The sequence below is a fragment of the Afipia sp. Root123D2 genome (assembly GCF_001425835.1).
Lineage (GTDB): Bacteria > Pseudomonadota > Alphaproteobacteria > Rhizobiales > Xanthobacteraceae > Afipia.
In genome coordinates, this window is record NZ_LMDP01000005.1 from 51748 (window position 1) to 69135 (window position 17388).

Consider the following 17388-nt stretch of genomic DNA (forward strand, 5'->3'; position numbering starts at 1 on the left):
CCGGCGGAGACGAACGGTGATCAAGTCATCTATCAAGCAAGGTTCGCCAGGACTATTAGTCCGGTACCGATTTTGGGTTGCTAAACTGTTTTATAATCTTTCGTTTGCCATCTTGGCTCGCGATGCAAGCTGGCAGGAAGAACTCGTCGCTTCTCTTAAGCCCAAGGCAGGTGATCGGATACTCAATTTTGGGCCGCACAGTTCCTCCACGGCGATTTCGCTCGCGCTTCGATATCCCGAAGCAACTTTCGTCATTGTGGACCCAAACTCAAAGGCTGCCGAAAGGATGCGGCTTAGTGCTGCTCGGAAACAGCTCGGGAACATTACTGTTGTTCATGCGTCTCTTCTGGGCAAGCTTCCGCTGAACGCGGGTTCGTTCGATGCGGTTATTTGTACGCTTGCGCTCCATGACAATCCTCCGGAGGCAAAGCTTGGCATTATTAAAGAGATGGGCCGGGTTCTACGGCATGGTGGGACGTTACGAGCAGTCGATTTCGACAAGCCGGAAAATGCTAAAGAACGGCGGATTCTCGAGCTAGCGGGACGCATCTCAGGAGTCGCTGCGGTAACGCCACACTTCGACGGTAGTTGGGTTGATTTTCTAGCGAAAGCTGGCCTCGCAGGCGCGTCACGGATGTCATCTCATTCATTCGAGTCAGGACGGATTTCGATCGTGAAAGCACGAAAGCGCTAAGTTTTGTTCGAGACCGTGATCAACCTCAAGCCGAAGCGGCAATGGCGCCCCGGCGCGACGATCGATAGCCTCACCGCCGAAATGGACAAGGCGTTGCAATTCCCGGGCGTCTCCAATGCCTGGACCATGCCAATCAAGGCCCGCATCGACATGTTGTCGACCGGAATCCGGACACCGGTCGGCGTCACGGTGATCGGCCCCGATCTGGATGGGATCGACAAGCTGGCGAAACAAGTCGAGCGGGTTCTGAAGGCGGTGCCGGGCACATCGTCGGCTTATGCCGAGCGCGGCATCGGCGGATACTATCTCGAGATCACGCCCGATCGGATGGCGCTGGCGCGTTACGGCATTATGATCCAGGACGTGCAGGACGTGATCGCCACCGCACTGGGGGGCAGACGGTGACCACGACCGTTGAGGGTCGCCAGCGCTTCACCGTCAATACCAGCATCGCGTTTCCACCGGGCTACTACGTGGTCTGGAGCGGCCAGTACGAGTATCTCGAGCGGGCCACCGCACGGTTGAAAATCGTAGTGCCGGTGACGCTGCTGATCATCTTTCTGCTGCTGTACCTCAACTTCCGCTCCATCCCCGAAACCATGATCGTCATGCTGTCGCTGCCGTTTGCCCTGGTTGGTGGCCTGTGGCTGATGTGGTTGTTGAACTTCAACCTGTCCGTCGCCGTCGCCGTCGGATTCATCGCACTGGCAGGCGTCGCCGCCGAAACCGGGGTGGTTATGCTGATCTATCTCAATCAGGCCTTTGATGAGGTCAAATTGCGATGCACACTCAAGGACCGGAAGGTTACGCGTCGAGACCTTTATGATGCGATCATGGAAGGCGCGGTCGAGCGGGTGCGGCCGAAGATGATGACGGTCGTCGCCATCATGGCGGGCCTGCTGCCGATCATGTGGAGCACCGGCACCGGTTCCGAAATCATGCAGAGGATCGCGGTGCCGATGATCGGTGGCATGATCTCGTCGACGTTGCTGACGCTGATCGTGATCCCGGCGATCTTCGGCTTGGTCAAGGGATACCGACTTCCGAACGGCGGCAGCGATCAATCTGCAACGCCTTCGGCTCCTGTAAAGAGAGTGACACAGCATATTCCGGAACCAGCCAAATGAGGTGAGCCATGATGGACGGAATGATGATGCCCGGGATGATGTGGGGCGTGGCGCTGGTCGGGCTGCTGGTCATCGTCGTGCTGATCCTGACCGCGGCGGCGCTCGTCAAGTATCTGTTGTCCGGACGCAAAGGAGACCGACCATGAGAATATTCGGGATCGCGGCACTGTTCGCCGGCGCATTGCTGACGCCGGCTCTCGCCGAGCAGGGCGATGCCGCACGCGGTCAGCGCGACTTCAGAGCCTGCGCGCCGTGCCACTCGCTCGAACCCGGCCGCAACATGACAGGACCAAGTCTGGCCAACCTGTGGGGACGGAAGGCCGGGTCGCTGCCGAGTTTCGACCGTTATTCCGATGCGCTTAAGTCATCGGGAATTATCTGGGACGATCGTGCGCTCGACGGATGGTTGACTGATCCAAAGCGGATGGTGCCGGACAACGACATGCCGTTCGACGGCATCGAGGACCCCGGCGCCCGCGCAGACCTGTTGGCGTTCCTCAAGGAGGCCACCAAGCCGGGAGCCGCACCCACGCAATCCGCGCAGACGCAGATGAAAGGCATGGGCGGAATGATGGGCGGAGGCCGCGACCCAAATCTGAAGAAGATTGAGCCCGCCAAGCAGGTAAAGGCGATCACCTATTGCCGTGATACTTATCGGGTTGCTACCGCCGACGGAAAGACGCGTGCGTTCTGGGAACGCAATCTTCGCTTCATGACCGATTCAAGCAACGACGGGCCAGAGAAAGGTGCGCCCGCAATTATGCCTGCGGGAATGATGGGGGATCGTGCGGCGGTGATCTTCGCTGCACCTAATGAAATCGGGAGATTCATCGAGAAAAAATGCTAGGAATGTCCGGTTTCGGAGCGTCGGCTAGAGCGCCGTGCCGAGACTCATGCGCTCTGAAATGCGTTCGACCGTTTCCTTGCGCTCGCTGTAACGATCCGTGAGATAACCGGATACGCCACGCGTCAGCAACGTGAACTTCATAAGCTCTTCCATGACGTCGACGATCCGATCATAGTAGGGCGACGGCTTCATGCGCCCGGCCTCATCGAATTGTTCATAGGCCTTGGCGACCGACGACTGGTTCGGGATCGTGATCATGCGCATCCATCGGCCGAGGACGCGAAGCTGGTTGACGGCATTGAACGATTGAGAACCGCCGCAGACCTGCATGACGGCCAGCGTTTTGCCTTGCGTCGGTCGCACCGCGCCGATCGATAACGGAATCCAGTCAATTTGCGCCTTCATGATGCCGGTCATCGCACCGTGGCGCTCCGGACTGCACCAGACCTGGCCTTCCGACCAAGCAGACAACTCACGAAGTTCCTGAACCTTCTTGTGCGTTGCCGGGACGTCGTCCGGGAGAGGAAGGCCGGAGGGATCGAAGATCCTGGTCTCCGCGCCGAAGGTTTGAAGAAGGCGCGCCGCTTCAACCGTGGCGAAACGGCTGAATGACCGCTCGCGCAACGATCCGTACAGGAGAAGAATGCGCGGGCGGTGCGTCGGCATTGGGCGATGCAGCGATCCGGGATCGGGATGGACGAAGGCTTCGTCGTTGATGTTCGGCAAATCTTGCATTTCAGTCCGCATTGATGATTTCACCGTCTTCCTTTACGAACCGTCCGATGTTCGGTTTCGGGAGAATGGACAGCACTTCTTCGGAAGGACGACACAGCGTGACGCCCTTGGATGTCACGACGATAGGGCGATTGATCAGAATCGGATGAGTAACCATGAAGTCGATCAAATCGTCGTCGCTTCACTTTGAATCCGCCAGTCCGAGAGCGTCGTACGGCGTACCCTTTATTCGGAGCAGGTCACGAGGATAGATACCCATTTGGGTAATCAACTCGACCAGTTTTTCGCGTGACGGCGGTTGCTTCAAATATTCGATGATTTCCGGTTCGACGCCGCTTTGACGGATCATTGCCAAAGTGTTGCGGGACGTCCCGCAATCCGGATTGTGATAGATGGTGACGCTCATGAGCGAACCTCGGCGCTTTTGATCTGTTCGGGTGGGCGCGATTCGTACCAACCGCGAGACATCCGCACGATCTTCACGACCGAAAGCATTACGGGCACTTCGACGAGCACGCCAACGACGGTGGCGAGCGCCGCTCCGGAATTGACCCCGAACAGGCTGATGGCCGCCGCCACGGCGAGTTCGAAGAAATTGCTGGCGCCGATCAGCGCGGCGGGTGCGGCCACGCACCACGCCACTCCGAAATGCCGACTGAGCAAATAGGCGAGACCCGCATTGAAGTAGACTTGAATCAGGATCGGGATTGCGAGAATGACGATGACGGCGGGCTGCGCGACAATCTGTTCGCCCTGGAATGCAAACAGCAGGATCAGGGTGGCGAGGAGGGCAATCAGGGATAGCGGCTGGAGCCGACTTAGGGTCCGGGTGAATGCGGCCGAACCGATGTTGAGCAAGGCGCGACGCCATACCTGCGCGATGACGACCGGAACCACGATGTAGAGGACAACGGATAGCAACAGTGTTTCCCATGGCACGGTGATGGAAGCCACGCCGAGGAGCAGGCCGACCAGTGGCGCGAACAGGAACACCATCAGCACGTCGTTGAGCGCCACTTGGCCCAGCGTGTAGTGGGGTTCGCCGCCCACGAGATTGGACCAAACGAAGACCATCGCCGTGCAGGGCGCTGCCGCCAGCAAGATCAAACCGGCGATGTAGGACTGGGTTTGGTCAGCCGGGAGCATCGGCGCAAACAAATGACCGATCAACAGCGTCCCCAGCAATGCCATCGAGAACGGTTTGACCGCCCAGTTGATGAAGAGGGTCACGCCGACGCCGCGCGCGTGCTCCGTGACTTTCCCCATGGCGGCGAAGTCGATCTTCAGCAACATCGGGATGATCATGAGCCAGATCAGCACGGCGATCGGCAGGTTGACCTTCGCGATTTCAGCGCCTGAAACCGCGGCAAAGAAACCTGGCACCAGTTGGCCGAGGCCGATGCCCACGACGATGCAAAGGGCGACCCATAGAGACAGATATCGTTCGAACGTATTCATGATCAGGCCACCTGAGGTCGGTCCGACGTCGAGCCCTCGGAGTTTCCGATGTCATGAAGTTTGGTGCCGAGCGCCATTCTGTCGATCGAAGCAAGCCGAAGAGCGGTGAATAGCGAAATGCGATTCTTCATGTAGCGAAGTGCGGCAACGAACGCGGCTTCCTTCTGGATGTCGATTCCTTCCACGGCCGCGGGGTCTTCGATGCCCCAATGCGCCGTCATCGGCTGCCCCGGCCAGACAGGGCAACTTTCCCCGGCGGCGCCGTCGCAAACCGTAAAGACGAAGTCCATCACGGGCGCATCCGGAGCGGCGAATTCTTGCCAGCTCTTCGAACGCAAACCGTCCGTGGGATAGTCGAGGCTGGCCAGTACGCGCAATGCAACCGGATTGACCGCTCCCTTCGGTTGGCTACCTGCGGAGAATGAGCGGAAGCGGTCGCTTCCGTCCTTGCGCAGGATGGATTCGGCCAGAATTGAGCGGGCGGAATTGCCCGTGCAGAGAAACAGGACGTTATAGACGCGGTCAGGCACGAGATTTCTCCTTCTTCGGAGGCGGACAGCAAGGGACGAGACTTTCGAAAATGGGCGCGCAAATTTCCTGTCGACCGCCGCAGCAGTCCTGCAACAGGAAGACGGTGATCGCCTGGAAGGTTGTGAGGTTCGCCCGATACACGATCGAACGGCTGTGCCGCTCGGACGTCACGAGATCGGCCCGGGTCAGCACGGAGAGGTGGGCCGAAAGCGTGTTCTGCGGCACCTCAAGCAATCGCGCGAGATCGCCGGCGGCCAATCCATCGGGTTCATGTTGTACCAGGACCCGGAAGGCCTGGAGGCGGGTTTGCTGAGCGAGGGCGCCGAGCGCCAGAATGGCTTGTTCGATTTCCATATATCCAGACTTATGGAAATATTCGATTTTGTCAACCTGTTTCGAGGAAATCGGAGGTACTTATATTTCGAATATTCTAGAAATATGGTTTGACTCCAGAAAGCTTCCCGCTCAGTATTCTGGCATGAAACTCATCGACGCAGCATCGCGCCTCGAAGCCCTCGGCAATCCGACGAGGCTCCGGATTTATCGGACGCTCGTGCGGGCGGGGCAGTCCGGAATGCCCGTTGGCCGTTTGCAGGAAAAATTGAAGGTCGCTCCGTCCACCTTGTCCCATCACGTCAAGTCGCTGGTGAGCGTCGGCCTGATCCGGCAAGTCCGGGAAGGGACGACGCTCGTGTGTCATGCCGAGTACGACACGATGCGTGGGCTGGTGGATTTCCTCGTGGCTGAATGCTGTGCCGACGAAGCCACCGGATGTAACGAGACAAAGACCGCTGCCTAAGTCTTTCGGACCTTAAATTTCGGTCATTCTAGAAATATGGAGAATGGAAAATGACATCGAAAACCGTAGCCGTCATCGGCGGGGATCCCGTCGGTCTTGCCGCCGCCGCTCACTTGATGGAACGCGGCATGACACCGATCGTGCTGGAGGCTGGAGAGCGGACCGGTCACGCGGTCAGGCAGTGGCGGCACGTTCAACTGTTCTCGCCTTGGAAGTACAACATCGACGGCGCGGCGGCTCGCCTGCTGGCTTCAACGGGGTGGAATCCCCCGATCCGGAAGTCTATCCTACGGGCGGCGAGTTGCTCGACCACTATCTCGATCCCCTTGGGACCAAGACGCCGCTGAAGGATGTCATCCGGACATCCAGTCGCGTGACGGCGATCAGCCGCGTCGGATTCGACAAGGCAAAGACGAGAGGCCGTGAGAACGCGCCGTTCGAAATCCGGTTTCAGAACGGCAAGGGGCCTTAGGTCTTGCGGGCCGACGCCGTGATCGACGTGTCTGGAACGTGGTCGTCTCCCAATCCCGCGGGCGCGAACGGGCTTCCTGCAATCGGGGAACGGGACTGTGCAAGCCGGATCATCTATGGAATGCCTGACGTCTCCGGAAACGATCGGGAGCGGTACAAGGGCAAAACCGTTGCTGTGCTCGGCGCAGGCCATTCCGCCATCGGTACGTTGACCGATCTGGCGCGCCTTCGCGATGAGGCCCCGACAACGGAGGTCATCTGGCTTCTCCGCGGCACCGATCCGTCGAAAGCATTCGGCGGAGGTGCCAACGACAAGTTGGTCGCCCGTGGCGAATTGGGCGCGGTATTTGCTGGCCTCGTTGCCAACGGCAGGATCAAGGTGGAATGGTTTCGGCGTCACGCACGTTTCCGCGTTGGGAGAACGGTTACGCATCGGGGCAGGGTTAGCCTGCTGCGGCCGCCACGTCGTCGTCGATGAGTTGATCGTGGCGACGGGATTCCGGCCCGATCTCTCGTTTCTGGGCGAAATGCGGTTGCGCCTGGATTCCGCGATCGAGGCCCCGGTCGATCTAGCGCCCTTGATCGATCCAAACGAACACAGTTGCGGGACGGTGCGCCCCCGAACTCCGGCAGGATGAACCGGGGCTGTATCTCGCCGGCATGAAGTCCTATGGGCGGGCGCCGACGTTCCTGATGATCACGGGGTGTGAACATCTACCGCGCATCGTCGAGGCGTTCGGTGCCACACCGGGGCAGGCCGTCTTTGCGGGGATGATGATCGGTCCGGCCCAGGTCGCGGCGCATGTCCTTGAAGCGAGTACGCTTGGCAGATTCCATCCATTGCTTTCGACGCGGCTTGCCTGCATCACGCATCCGATCGATGCCTGCGTGATCGGGATATTCGGAGGGCCTGCGGCCGCGGCATTTGCTTTGCTTCACGGCGCAGGCAACGGCCTGCTCACGATCGCTCGGGGAACGTTGCCGCTGGCGATCTTCGGCCCCGAAAACTATGGCTATCGGCTTGGATTATTGGGCGCACCTTCGCGCGTTTGTCAGGCATTGGCTCCGTTGGGATTCAGCCTGCTGATTGATCCACTATGGGGAGGGGTTCTGGTTGTATTGTCGTTACTGAGTCTTGTCGCATTCGCTGCGCTGTTATTGGTGCCAAGGCATGCAACCAAGAACACCGTGGCCGAAGAGGCGAAAAGCTGATGGCATTGCGATCCCACCGTTAATAACATCGGCCGCTGTTAAGCAGGTTAGAAATTTGATTCGCATAATATAGATTATGGAACATAAGTAATTGAAATAGTTGAAGAAATAAGAGATTTCACAGCAATGGATAGGCACTCCTTATGGCAGAAACAAGTCGTCCATCCGACCTTGCTAGCTGCGACGTATGTCACACGAGGCGACCCTTCTGAAATCAACCCATCTCATCCTCCCCATTAGTAAGGGCGCAAAGGGTTCTCAAGCACCCGGCAGCCGCCCGATGCTAGCGGGATCGCCGCAAAGCACGTATCAATTTTACTCAATTTTATTCGGCGACCTGCATACGCCGCCGCTTGGAGATTCCCCTTGCAGTTCACGGTCATACCGTATTCGCGCAGTTCGCGCGTGGAGCGCGACATTGCCGGTGGCCGGCAATGTTTTCTCGTAACCGATAATTGGGACGACTATTCCTATAAAACGGCGTTCTCGCTTATCTATTTGGACGGCGATGGTACCCGTCATGACATCGGCGCTGTTAAGATTATGCAACGCAACATGCGCCACGGATACACCCAGGTCGAAGACGGCTTTGCCGCCCTCGGGCCGGAATATGCATCACTTGGACAAAGCCAAGAATATTACGAAAATCTAATTGCGGTCGATGAAGAGGATCGCATCGCGATTTTCGAAGCACTGCAGGACGTGGTCTGGAATGATGATATTTTCGCCGCCGTCCAGAACGAAACCGCGTTCGAGACGTCGTTGCTCCGGTCTGTTTCGGCACGAGAGTTGACCAAACTCAGAACCATTGCACACGAGCAGGCGATGCTGACGCCGTTCCATTTCCGGTACAAGTTTCCCGAATCGGACGATGCCGTCATCGAAGTTCAGGTGACCCCCGACGCGGTTCCGCCGACAAATATTCATGCCATTATCGGCCGCAACGGCGTCGGAAAAACAACACTTCTTCGTTCGATCAGTACCCTACTGCGGGTCGGGCGGAAACGATCGCTCGGACGCCTGACCTTCATCACCGACGACGATGAGCTCAATGGTGAGGAAGGCTTCGCAAACCTTGTCACCGTGGCCTTCAGCGCGTTCGATGAATTTGACCCCGCCATACCCAATGATGGGACCGCCACAGGCCTGCAATACGCCTATATTGGCCTGAAGAAGAACGTGCGCCTGAAGAGCGGTAGGCATGAGGCACGAAATAAGACGACAGCTGATCTGCGCACTGACTTTGTCGCGAGTACCCTCAAATGCCTGCGCAGCTCGCGAAAGCCGCGATGGCGGTCTGCCATGCGCATCCTGGAAAGCGATCCGCTTTTTGCCGCACTGCGATTAGAACGACTTGCCGACTTGCCGCAAGACGACTTCGAGAACACTGCAGTTCAATTGTTTGACGCGGCAAGCTCCGGCCACAAGATTGTGTTGCTCACCATGACGCGGTTAGTCGAGCTGGTCAGCGAGCGAACGCTGGTTCTGATCGACGAGCCGGAAGCCCATCTTCATCCCCCGCTCGCGGCATCGTTCGTCCGTGCGCTCTCGGGTCTATTGGCGCAACGCAACGGCGTGGCCATTCTGGCCACTCACTCACCCGTCATTGCTCAGGAAGTACCCAGCAATTGTGTGTCGCTGTTTTTCCGTGACGGAGCAAGCATTGGGATCGAGCGTCCAGAGGTCGAAACCTTTGCTGAGAATGTCGGGCTGCTGACACGCGAGATTTTTCGGGTTGAATTCACCGCAAGCGGATATCACGCGCTGATCTCGGACGTCGTTTCAAGATCAAACACTGTCGACCAGGCACTGGCGACCTTCGAGGACCATATAGGTGCCGAGGGCCGCGCACTAGTTCGCGCGCTCTGGGAGGAGCGCTGAGCCGTGATTGCGATTTCGTGTCCAACGGATGATGCAGAGGTGGTGTTTCGCGGATTGGCAGCGCGCACCCGAGACCCAAAACTTCGCAGTGCGCTTCTTGCCCTGTCCGAACGGATCGGGGAGCGCGCGACCGAATATCTGGAATTGGCGACTCGCACAGAACTCTTCCAGCTGATGGCTGAAGATCCCGACGGTGTCAGCAAGGAAGATCTTTCTAACGTCTATGATCGCGTTCTCGTCCGTGGCAAAGGGCGCCCGGTCTATGACCGCCTGCGGGCGGGCGCGAAGTATCGACGCTGCCCGCTCTGTGGCGCGCGGGACGTCAAAACGCTCGATCACTATCTGCCGCAATCAGGGTATCCCGAGTTTGCCGTCTTTCCAGCCAACCTGGTGCCGAGCTGTTCGGATTGTAACAAAGTCAAACAGGAACATGCGCCTCGCGCACACGCCGAACAGACATTTCATCCGTATTTTGACGACTGGAGTTCGCACCGGATTCTCCGAGCAACGATCGGTATTACCAACACCGTGCAGGTCAGTTTTTCCATCGACCCCGTCGCCGGAGTGCCGGCGGCGCGTATAGCCAGAGCGCGGCGACATTTTGAGCTGTTCGAACTCGGGTCATTGTACGCGGGGAGTGCCGCAGTCGAATTGGTCGAATGCAAGGACACGTTTCGGCGCAATTTTACCGGCGGTGCAGACATCCTTCGATCGGAACTAAAGCACACCGCGCGCAGCCGCCAGCGCGGCAATTTGAATGCGTGGCGCGCGGCGCTCTATTGGGGCCTTGCGGCAAGCGATGAGTTTTGCAACGGCGGGTTCAAGCTGATCGAGGAAAGCTGATTTACCTGAAAATAGGGTCGGTTCTCCTGGGACGCGCGATCAATCGTGGCGAGATCGTCGCTGCCCGCCTCACCCCGCGGATCGTGCTGCTTCCGACGGACCTTGCGCGCCATGAGATTCTGATGACGTTCGAGCCTCTGTCAGACAAAGCCATCAACGAGATCGTCGACGAAGTCTTCTTACCGCTGGTGGATTCGGGGACTTCTTCGTAGGTGATCAACGCGGGGATACGGCTGGCGCCGAGCAAGGTGTGGCGTGACCCAGGATTGGCGACCTGGGCTGTTCGCAACGAGAAGGGATGATGCGCATCTCGAGAAAATAAAGTCCGCACTTCTCGCACGTGTCGCGCCGGCGCGGCGTTCGTGCTCACTGGCAGGCACTTAGCAGATCAAAGGGTCAGATCGGTGGCGCGGCTCGTGATATAGGATACCGGAAGCCCGGGTAGACGAAGGACCGGCTGATCGTGTTGCAGTCCGCTTCCGAGAGCCCCTCCCGCCGTACGACCTCATACCACTTGCTTCGAACCTGCTCTTCCATGTCCGACACGATCTTTTCGGCCACGTCTTTTTCAAGCAGGAAGCGCATGCTTTGCGAGACAATGTTCTCGGCATTGGCATAGCGGCCCGCGTCGCCGCAGATCATGGCGAGATCGCGCCGCTCCTCACTGATCAAGGGTCCCGGCGTGAGATCGTAGGCTGGCGATAGGTTCCAGTCAGGAGTCATTGCCATGACCGCATGATTGCGCGGGTGATCGTCGGTGTTCGAAATCAATGCGTTGAAGCACATCCTGCGAAACAGTTCGGCAGCATCACCCCGGGGGTTGGCCGAAACTCGCCGCAGCTCTTCGACCAGCAGCACATAGGACCATCGATCGCGCGTGTCATGCCCCTCTTCGGCGCGAAGCAGCGTCAGACCGCTAAGCATGCGGGCGCGCAGATAACCACCGTCGGCCCGCTCGCGATCAAAGCGTTTGACCATGAGGACGTCACGACCGCCGACGACGATCACCTTGCTTTCCGCCGTCGTGATACCGCATGCCCGTGCGAGCATGAGCATGGCGTGTTCAGCGCGCGCGTTGTTCCATTTGTCGTCCTTCCTGTTGAACTTGGCGATCCATAGCCCATCGGTGTCCTCGACCACGGCCTTCGGCCGCGCACCGCCCATTGACGTGCCGACCAGCAGCAGTTCTTCGACCTGAGCGACTTCGGCGTCATCGGGGCGATCTTCTTCATCGACGATTGCATCGGCGATCTTCTGCAGCCGAGCGAGGCTGAGGGTCTTGTTGAAATCCCGCTTGGGCGCCGGAGGCTGCTGATTCAGTCCGAAGCCGAGGGCGCCCGCCCGATCATCAGGTGAGTGCAGCAGGTAATCCATCTCGTTGAGCTGGGCAGCACCGAGATGCCTTTCGATAAGGCGGCGGCCCCAGTAGTCCGGCCCTGCATCACGCAGCGCGCCGAACAAGCCTTTCATGCTGACGGTTCCATAGGTCTGATTAGCAAGCCTGAGTTCGATCGGATCGATCGGCACGGCCTCGGCGCGGGCGAGATAGGTGCGGCCATAGACCAGTCTGCCGATCGCAATGTCGCGCCTGTCTTTGGTAAGCTCAAACCGCGCCGCCGTAACCGGCGCGGTTTGACCGGGCAAAGTAACGTAGACGAAGCATTCTGTTGGCGTGACGTTAGAACTCATTGTCCAATCCCTTCGGGCTGCGGGCGTGGACACGATCCCCAATCAAGGCGAGGCGCTGGCCCTCTTCATCGAATCGCGGATCGGCTGCGTCACTGAAGCGGTCGACGAGGCCGTAGGCCCACAGCAGGCCCGCATAGACCCCGATCTGCGTCGAGATCTTGCCCTTCTCGGCATCCAGGATGGCACGACGGCCGGTCCCGATCTTGGCGGCAGTGGCCTCGACGGTCAGGTTGCGTCGCAGGCGTGCCGTGCGCAGATCGGCACCAAGCTTTTTCAAGGCTCGATCGACCTCGAAGGGCGGCGCCTGGACTAAGTTGTTCTTAGCGGTCATATGCTCTTAAGGGCTCCAAATCCCGGTTTTGAGGCTCTTAAGAGCATATAGGCAAAAACATCCTAACAGCAAGTGTATCGTGCTCTTGAGAGCACAATAAGACAGATTTGGTGCTCTTAAGAGCATACTATCGGTCTTTTGGGGAGGCCCGATCTGCGTGGTGGCTCACACACGATCGCACTCAACGCTGAAGTTCGCTGCACGCGGATGACCGGATTTTCACATCCCGCCTTCTTCCGCCGTGGCGAGACGGGCAGCCATATGTCTACTTGTCGTCATCTCCGAACAAACGATGCAGGCCTTCCAATGTTCTTGCGGCCTCAGTCACAGGCCCCGCCTCGGCTTGATGAGATTTCAAGACACCCATCATCGTATCGAAGACTTCATCCTGCCGTTCCCCGGCCAAGGCGAGAATATCGCAAAGGTCACAGCTTTCGCCAACCGGCGCGGGCGCCACGCCCAAGGACAGCTCCTTGCGGCTCGGCTTTGAAGCCGTCTGGCGTGGCGTCAGAACCAGCCGCGTAATTGGTCCGTTGGCGGTTTGCTCCGGCTTCCTCCCGGTCTTCGCTTTGGCGGTTTTTGGCGCGGGCGTTCGTTTGGCGGCCAACTTGCGCGCCGACGCCGGCGCCTCCTCGACCCTCTCTTCGACCGCGGCTGCGATCTCGGCAGAGGCCGGGCTGATCGCGCCGCCCAGCACCTCGTCCTGCCACTGCCGAAGTGCAGGAAGGGACGGAGGCGAGCCCTTCGCCTTTTCATAGAAGGCGCGATACGGCTTATCGAGATAGTGCCGGATCTTCGTGAGTTCGAACGAGCGCGAGTTCTTCACCATCAGGATTGACAGCCGCGCCGACATCTCCCGAAGTTCGAGCGGATTGCGGAGCGGCCGCGGCGTGTAGTGGGGCGCCCAGACGCGCGGCGCGAAGATACCCTGCCCCGGCCGCTGGATCGGCGTCTTGTAAACTTGCGTCGTCTCGCCCAGCATTTCGGAGACGAACTCCGATGTTTCGAGATCGTTGATCTGAATGAACAGCTTGATCTGCGAGCCCGACACCGTGGTGATGCGGGTGTTCCTACCATAGAGCTCGTCGAGTTGCGCGATGTCCTGCATGACGATGGCCATGCGGAAGCCGTAGCCAGCGCTGATCGTGATCTTCGAGATCAGCGAATCCATCCGCCCGACATGGTAGAATTCGTCGAGCATCAGCAGCACCTGATGCGGCTCGTCGTCGCCCGGAATCTTCACCATCATCAGATCGTGGATCTGCTGAAAAAGAATTCGGATCAGCGGCCGGAAAATCGACAGCTCCGCGATGGTGCAGCCGATGAAGATCGTCATCTGTTTGCGGCGCAGTTCGCGAATATCGAAGTCCGACGTCTCCGTTGCCGCCGAGATCAACCCATTGTTCCACAGCGACATCGCCATGTTGACATTGAAGACAGCGCTGTTGCGCGTCTCCGGCTCGAGCGCGATGTACTGGTTGAAGCTGTCGATGACCCAGGTCGGCAAATGCTGGCGTTCGGTCCGCACGATCGCACGCAGCACCGAGGAGATGTCCTTGCCGGTCGTCGTCATCCGCGCGACGGTGCGCATGTGTTGCGCGCCGGCAATCAAAGGCGACGACAGCACGTAGCCGATCAGCGCCGACAGCAAGAGACGGCCCGCGCCAGCCCAGGTGTCGTCCGCTTTCTCGGGAATCACGAACGAAGCCACCACCAAACAGTCGGTCGCCATGCGCTCGTCGCGCCGCACGAAATCCAGCGGATTATAGCGATGGGTGTCATTCGAGCCTGGCGAGAACATGAAGACCTTGTTGCCCATCGCTTGCCGATGATTGGCCAACGCGTCGAAATTCTCGCGCTTGGGATCGAAGAACACCGCCGATCCCCGCCAGGAGTAGCCGTTCGGGAGGACGAAGCCGGTGCCTTTGCCCGACCGCGAGGGCCCGACGACCAGGATATGAGCGGGTTCGTCGGAGCGGATCGTTGCCCCACTGAGCGTTCCGAGCACGATGCCCTGCCTGGCGGTGAGGCCCTGCTTGGCGGCCTCCATCACCGTGCCGAAGCGAGCGGCGCCATAAGGCATTTGCCGGCGGTTGATAAACGCAAAGAGCGCGCCAGCCAGGCCCAGCGTCACGACCGCCGCCGCGGCGTAGAGGCCGCGGATGAGCGCCTCGGTGCGGGTCGGCGCAAAGACAAGGCGGTCATAGAAATGACGCCAGGCGACAAGGAAAAAGTCGGCCGAGCGGTCGGCATTCTGCATCCGGAAGAGCGCCCAGCGGCTGGCGCCTTCGCTGGGAAATCGCGTCGGCGCCCAGCGCTGCGCCACGACCACCTCATAGGCCATGCTCCACAACAGCCAGAAGGCGAGGAGAAGAAGGATAGCGATGCCGATCCTATAGGCGACGACGCGTGCCATGGCGGCCTTTCCCCCCTGCCCGTTCCTGTCGCCACTCGGCAACCCGCGAGAAATAGACGGCCGAGGTGCCACGCCATCCGCCAACCTTGGTCTGCTGGATCACGATCGGCAGCACCGATTTGATGTATCCGACAATCTCGTCGCGCCGCAGCCCGAGGCCGGCCTGCATCACCATGAGCGCGAGCTGCTCAAACGCGCCCGCCGGGCTGTCGGCATGCACCGTGGTGATGCTGCCCGGATGGCCGGTGTTGATCGCGCGCAGAAACGAATAAGCCTCGGCGCCGCGAATCTCGCCGAGGAAGATGCGGTCGGGCCGCAGACGCATTGAGGCTTGCAGCAGCGTTTCAACCGTGACGCGCGCCTCGCCCTGATCGCCCTTGGAGGCGACAAGCGGCAGGTAGTTCTTCTGGATCGGGTTGACCTCCCGCGTGTCCTCGATGGTGATGATGCGCTCGTCGACCGGCACGTCCTTAAGGATCGCATTGAGGAACGTGGTCTTGCCCGAACTTGTCCCGCCCGAAAGAAGAATCGAGTAGCGGTTGACGACGGCAAGGCGGATGAACTCCTCGATCCGGCCGGAGTCGAGATGTTCGCACAGATGCCGATCAGTCTCCGACAGCGTGCCGTCGCTTGCCGTCGTCACCTTGTCGAACGATCCGAGCTTGCGATAATCATCGAGCCGCATCTCCTTGATGACCTGCTTGCGGATCGCGAAGGCGCCTCCGGCCGTCGTCGCCGGCGGCATCACGCCCTGAAACCGCTCCCCTGTCGGCAGCGCGGCCGAGAGCAGCGGGTGCTCCTCATTGACGCTCTGGCCCGAGTGTCCGGCGACGCGTTCGGCCAGGTGACGGATCGCATGCTCGGTCAGGCTTGGCACCTCGTGACGCTCCATCGCCGATTGTCCGAAGCGCTCGACCCACACTTCCCCAGGCCCGTTCGCGCAGATCTCAACGACCTGGTCGTCCTCGAGCCACGGCCGAACGGGATCGAGCGCGCGGTCAATGAAGACTGTCAGACTTCGTGCCAGCGCGTTCACGCTTGAGCTCCCTCAAGGCTTCCTTGACCGGATCGGGATAGAGCGCCGAGAAGTCGAGATCGCGCCGTACGAAGACGATGATCCGCGTGCCCTGGTCGAGGTAGATGGTCGGCGGAATGTTGATCGAGTTGCGCAGCGCCTCCTGGGCGATGTTGGTCAGTGTTTGCGATACGTTCTGCGCCGCAATCTGACGGGCCTGCAGCGACAACTGGTTCTGGTTCACGCCTGTCTGCGTCTGCGTCACCGCGCCCGTCACCGGGTCGGTCGTGGTGATGATCGTGCCGTTGCCATAGCCGTTGGTGTTCTGTCCGTAAGCGCTCAGGAACTGTGCCGCGCCGCCCACGATGGAGAGCATGATCGCCGAGCCAAACCGCTCGAGGTAGTGGTTATCGACAAAGCCGGCATTGCCGGCACGGCCGAGTTCGTCCGTGCCGTTCGATCCGAGCTGGACCGAGACGCCATCCGACCGCAGCATGCGCGTCCAGACGACAAATACGCGCGTCTGCCCTTGGGCGATCCCCGATTTGTATTCCCCGACAAGGCGGCTTCCAGCCGGGATCAGGACTCGCCGTCCATCGAACGACCAGACGTTCTCGGTCACGACCGCGCGCACCATGCCCGGCAGGTCGCTTTGAACGGCCGTCTCAAGCACGCCGCGAACCGTCGTGCCCTGCGCCACCAGCGCGTCGATCCGGTTGTTCTTGGTGGCGCGCGTGACCTCGACGCCGGCGGCCGACACCGACGCCAGAAAGCGACGATTGGGATCGTCCTCCGGGCCTGCGGCGGTCCTCGCGCTGTCATCCGGATTTGCAGCGTTCGCCGTCGCCGATGCATTGTCGGCGATTACCTGGGGCGCCCGCAGGCGCTCCCATTTCCGCCGCTCTTCCTCCTGGCGCTGACGTTCAAGCTCCGCGAGACGCCGCGCTTCGTCGTCGTTCGGTACAGCTGCGGCCAGCGGCGGTTCAGGCGGCGGCGGTGCCGGAAGCGCCAAGGGAGGAGCTACCGGAGGCGGCGGCAGGACCGGTTCGGCCGGCGCCGGCGGGATGACGATCGTTCCCTGGTTGGTTTGCGTCCGCCGCGCAGATAGCGAGGGAGCCGGAAACTGCGTAGTGGTGAATTCCTCCTTGTCAGGCGTCGTCAGCAGAGGCGAACGCCGCACCACGGAGCCGTAGATCATCCAGGCCGCCACCACGAGAGCGCCGATCGGCACCCCGTATTTCAGGAAACTGCCGAGCGCCGTGCGACCGCGCGCGACGGAGGTGGCGGCCGCGGCTTCAAGTTCAAACGAGCGATAGTCGTCGGGGCTGGGCATCGCGCG

The 17388-nt window shown here is 60.0% G+C and carries 16 protein-coding genes and 4 pseudogenes; 10 read left to right on the forward strand and 10 right to left on the reverse strand.

Annotated features, from left to right (window positions below; translation table 11 throughout):
* The first annotated feature begins 16 nt into the window (after nucleotides 1-16).
* The 4 genes and pseudogenes from ASC80_RS23315 (at nucleotide 17) to ASC80_RS21750 (ending at nucleotide 2668) form a co-directional block, all read left to right on the forward strand.
* Nucleotides 17-694 carry a class I SAM-dependent methyltransferase gene (locus ASC80_RS23315; RefSeq protein ID WP_082512713.1) on the forward strand — a complete coding sequence of 226 codons (678 nt, stop codon included), beginning with the start codon at nucleotides 17-19 and terminating at the stop codon, nucleotides 692-694.
* Between the two features lie 3 nt (nucleotides 695-697).
* A pseudogene (locus ASC80_RS21745) lies at nucleotides 698-1821 on the forward strand (efflux RND transporter permease subunit); the annotation flags it as partial.
* Nucleotides 1822-1829: 8 nt separating this feature from the next.
* Nucleotides 1830-1967: a hypothetical protein gene (locus ASC80_RS23905; protein ID WP_156464494.1), complete on the forward strand. Its 138-nt coding sequence runs from the start codon at nucleotides 1830-1832 to the stop codon at nucleotides 1965-1967.
* Nucleotides 1964-2668, forward strand: a complete 705-nt coding sequence (locus ASC80_RS21750; protein WP_056301877.1) for a c-type cytochrome — start codon at nucleotides 1964-1966, stop codon at nucleotides 2666-2668. Before ASC80_RS23905 ends, ASC80_RS21750 begins: the two co-directional genes overlap by 4 nt.
* Before the next feature lie 24 nt (nucleotides 2669-2692).
* Here the strand turns inward: ASC80_RS21750 and arsH are convergent, their stop codons facing one another.
* The 5 genes and pseudogenes from arsH to ASC80_RS21775 form a co-directional block, all read right to left on the reverse strand.
* Complete coding sequence (arsH, locus tag ASC80_RS21755) at nucleotides 2693-3403, reverse strand: arsenical resistance protein ArsH (protein WP_056301878.1); 711 nt, start codon at nucleotides 3401-3403, stop codon at nucleotides 2693-2695.
* A 1-nt stretch (nucleotide 3404) separates the two neighbouring features.
* Nucleotides 3405-3809, reverse strand: a pseudogene (gene arsC / locus ASC80_RS21760) (arsenate reductase (glutaredoxin)).
* Nucleotides 3806-4861 carry an ACR3 family arsenite efflux transporter gene (gene arsB, locus ASC80_RS21765; RefSeq protein WP_056301880.1) on the reverse strand — a complete coding sequence of 352 codons (1056 nt, stop codon included), beginning with the start codon at nucleotides 4859-4861 and terminating at the stop codon, nucleotides 3806-3808. The pseudogene arsC and the gene arsB overlap by 4 nt, the downstream one beginning before the upstream one ends.
* Before the next feature lie 2 nt (nucleotides 4862-4863).
* Entirely contained in the window at nucleotides 4864-5391 is a 528-nt protein-coding gene (locus ASC80_RS21770) for an arsenate reductase ArsC (protein ID WP_044407293.1), read from the reverse strand.
* Nucleotides 5384-5746, reverse strand: coding sequence for an ArsR/SmtB family transcription factor (locus tag ASC80_RS21775; RefSeq protein WP_044407296.1), 363 nt, complete (start codon nucleotides 5744-5746; stop codon nucleotides 5384-5386). Before ASC80_RS21775 ends, ASC80_RS21770 begins: the two co-directional genes overlap by 8 nt.
* 124 nt (nucleotides 5747-5870) lie before the next feature.
* Here ASC80_RS21775 and ASC80_RS21780 point away from each other — a divergent pair, with 124 nt between their 5' ends.
* From ASC80_RS21780 to ASC80_RS24800, 6 genes and pseudogenes are all read left to right on the forward strand, one after another.
* Entirely contained in the window at nucleotides 5871-6191 is a 321-nt protein-coding gene (locus tag ASC80_RS21780; protein WP_044407298.1) for an ArsR/SmtB family transcription factor, read from the forward strand.
* 50 nt (nucleotides 6192-6241) lie between these two features.
* Nucleotides 6242-7388 (forward strand): annotated as a pseudogene (locus ASC80_RS21785) (NAD(P)-binding domain-containing protein); the annotation flags it as partial.
* Nucleotides 7374-7874, forward strand: a pseudogene (locus ASC80_RS24225) (MFS transporter); the annotation flags it as partial. The pseudogenes ASC80_RS21785 and ASC80_RS24225, both read left to right, overlap by 15 nt.
* A 366-nt stretch (nucleotides 7875-8240) precedes the next feature.
* On the forward strand, nucleotides 8241-9755 hold the full coding sequence (locus tag ASC80_RS21790) for an ATP-dependent nuclease (protein ID WP_080900916.1): 1515 nt from the start codon (nucleotides 8241-8243) through the stop codon (nucleotides 9753-9755).
* 3 nt (nucleotides 9756-9758) lie between these two features.
* Nucleotides 9759-10598, forward strand: coding sequence for an HNH endonuclease (locus tag ASC80_RS21795; protein WP_152647629.1), 840 nt, complete (start codon nucleotides 9759-9761; stop codon nucleotides 10596-10598).
* A complete protein-coding gene (locus tag ASC80_RS24800; protein ID WP_080900917.1) occupies nucleotides 10562-10810 on the forward strand; it encodes a TetR/AcrR family transcriptional regulator C-terminal ligand-binding domain-containing protein in 249 nt (82 codons plus the stop codon). Before ASC80_RS21795 ends, ASC80_RS24800 begins: the two co-directional genes overlap by 37 nt.
* A 184-nt stretch (nucleotides 10811-10994) precedes the next feature.
* Here ASC80_RS24800 and ASC80_RS21800 read toward each other — a convergent pair whose 3' ends face one another.
* From ASC80_RS21800 to virB10, 5 genes are all read right to left on the reverse strand, one after another.
* Nucleotides 10995-12287, reverse strand: coding sequence for a type II toxin-antitoxin system HipA family toxin (locus tag ASC80_RS21800; protein ID WP_044407301.1), 1293 nt, complete (start codon nucleotides 12285-12287; stop codon nucleotides 10995-10997).
* Complete coding sequence (locus ASC80_RS21805) at nucleotides 12277-12618, reverse strand: helix-turn-helix domain-containing protein (RefSeq protein WP_044407305.1); 342 nt, start codon at nucleotides 12616-12618, stop codon at nucleotides 12277-12279. The genes ASC80_RS21800 and ASC80_RS21805 overlap by 11 nt, the downstream gene beginning before the upstream one ends.
* 265 nt (nucleotides 12619-12883) lie before the next feature.
* Nucleotides 12884-15034 carry a type IV secretory system conjugative DNA transfer family protein gene (locus tag ASC80_RS21810; protein ID WP_044407308.1) on the reverse strand — a complete coding sequence of 717 codons (2151 nt, stop codon included), beginning with the start codon at nucleotides 15032-15034 and terminating at the stop codon, nucleotides 12884-12886.
* The gene (gene virB11 / locus ASC80_RS21815; protein WP_044407311.1) at nucleotides 15012-16070 is read right to left on the reverse strand and encodes a P-type DNA transfer ATPase VirB11; all 1059 of its coding nucleotides are present in this window, start codon (nucleotides 16068-16070) and stop codon (nucleotides 15012-15014) included. Before virB11 ends, ASC80_RS21810 begins: the two co-directional genes overlap by 23 nt.
* Nucleotides 16033-17382 (reverse strand): type IV secretion system protein VirB10, encoded by a 1350-nt coding sequence (gene virB10 / locus ASC80_RS21820; protein ID WP_044407314.1) that lies wholly within the window; start codon nucleotides 17380-17382, stop codon nucleotides 16033-16035. Before virB10 ends, virB11 begins: the two co-directional genes overlap by 38 nt.
* Nucleotides 17383-17388 lie beyond the last annotated feature (6 nt).

Bases quoted from the DNA above. Each gene is read 5' to 3' on its own strand.
- ASC80_RS23905 (WP_156464494.1), top strand. From the start codon at position 1,830: ATGATGGACGGAATGATGATGCCCGGGATGATGTGGGGCGTGGCGCTG.
- ASC80_RS21750 (WP_056301877.1), top strand. From the start codon at position 1,964: ATGAGAATATTCGGGATCGCGGCACTGTTCGCCGGCGCATTGCTGACG.
- arsH (WP_056301878.1), bottom strand. From the start codon at position 3,403: ATGCAAGATTTGCCGAACATCAACGACGAAGCCTTCGTCCATCCCGAT.
- arsB (WP_056301880.1), bottom strand. From the start codon at position 4,861: ATGAATACGTTCGAACGATATCTGTCTCTATGGGTCGCCCTTTGCATC.
- ASC80_RS21775 (WP_044407296.1), bottom strand. From the start codon at position 5,746: ATGGAAATCGAACAAGCCATTCTGGCGCTCGGCGCCCTCGCTCAGCAA.
- ASC80_RS21780 (WP_044407298.1), top strand. From the start codon at position 5,871: ATGAAACTCATCGACGCAGCATCGCGCCTCGAAGCCCTCGGCAATCCG.
- ASC80_RS21800 (WP_044407301.1), bottom strand. From the start codon at position 12,287: ATGAGTTCTAACGTCACGCCAACAGAATGCTTCGTCTACGTTACTTTG.
- ASC80_RS21805 (WP_044407305.1), bottom strand. From the start codon at position 12,618: ATGACCGCTAAGAACAACTTAGTCCAGGCGCCGCCCTTCGAGGTCGAT.
- ASC80_RS21810 (WP_044407308.1), bottom strand. From the start codon at position 15,034: ATGGCACGCGTCGTCGCCTATAGGATCGGCATCGCTATCCTTCTTCTC.
- virB10 (WP_044407314.1), bottom strand. From the start codon at position 17,382: ATGCCCAGCCCCGACGACTATCGCTCGTTTGAACTTGAAGCCGCGGCC.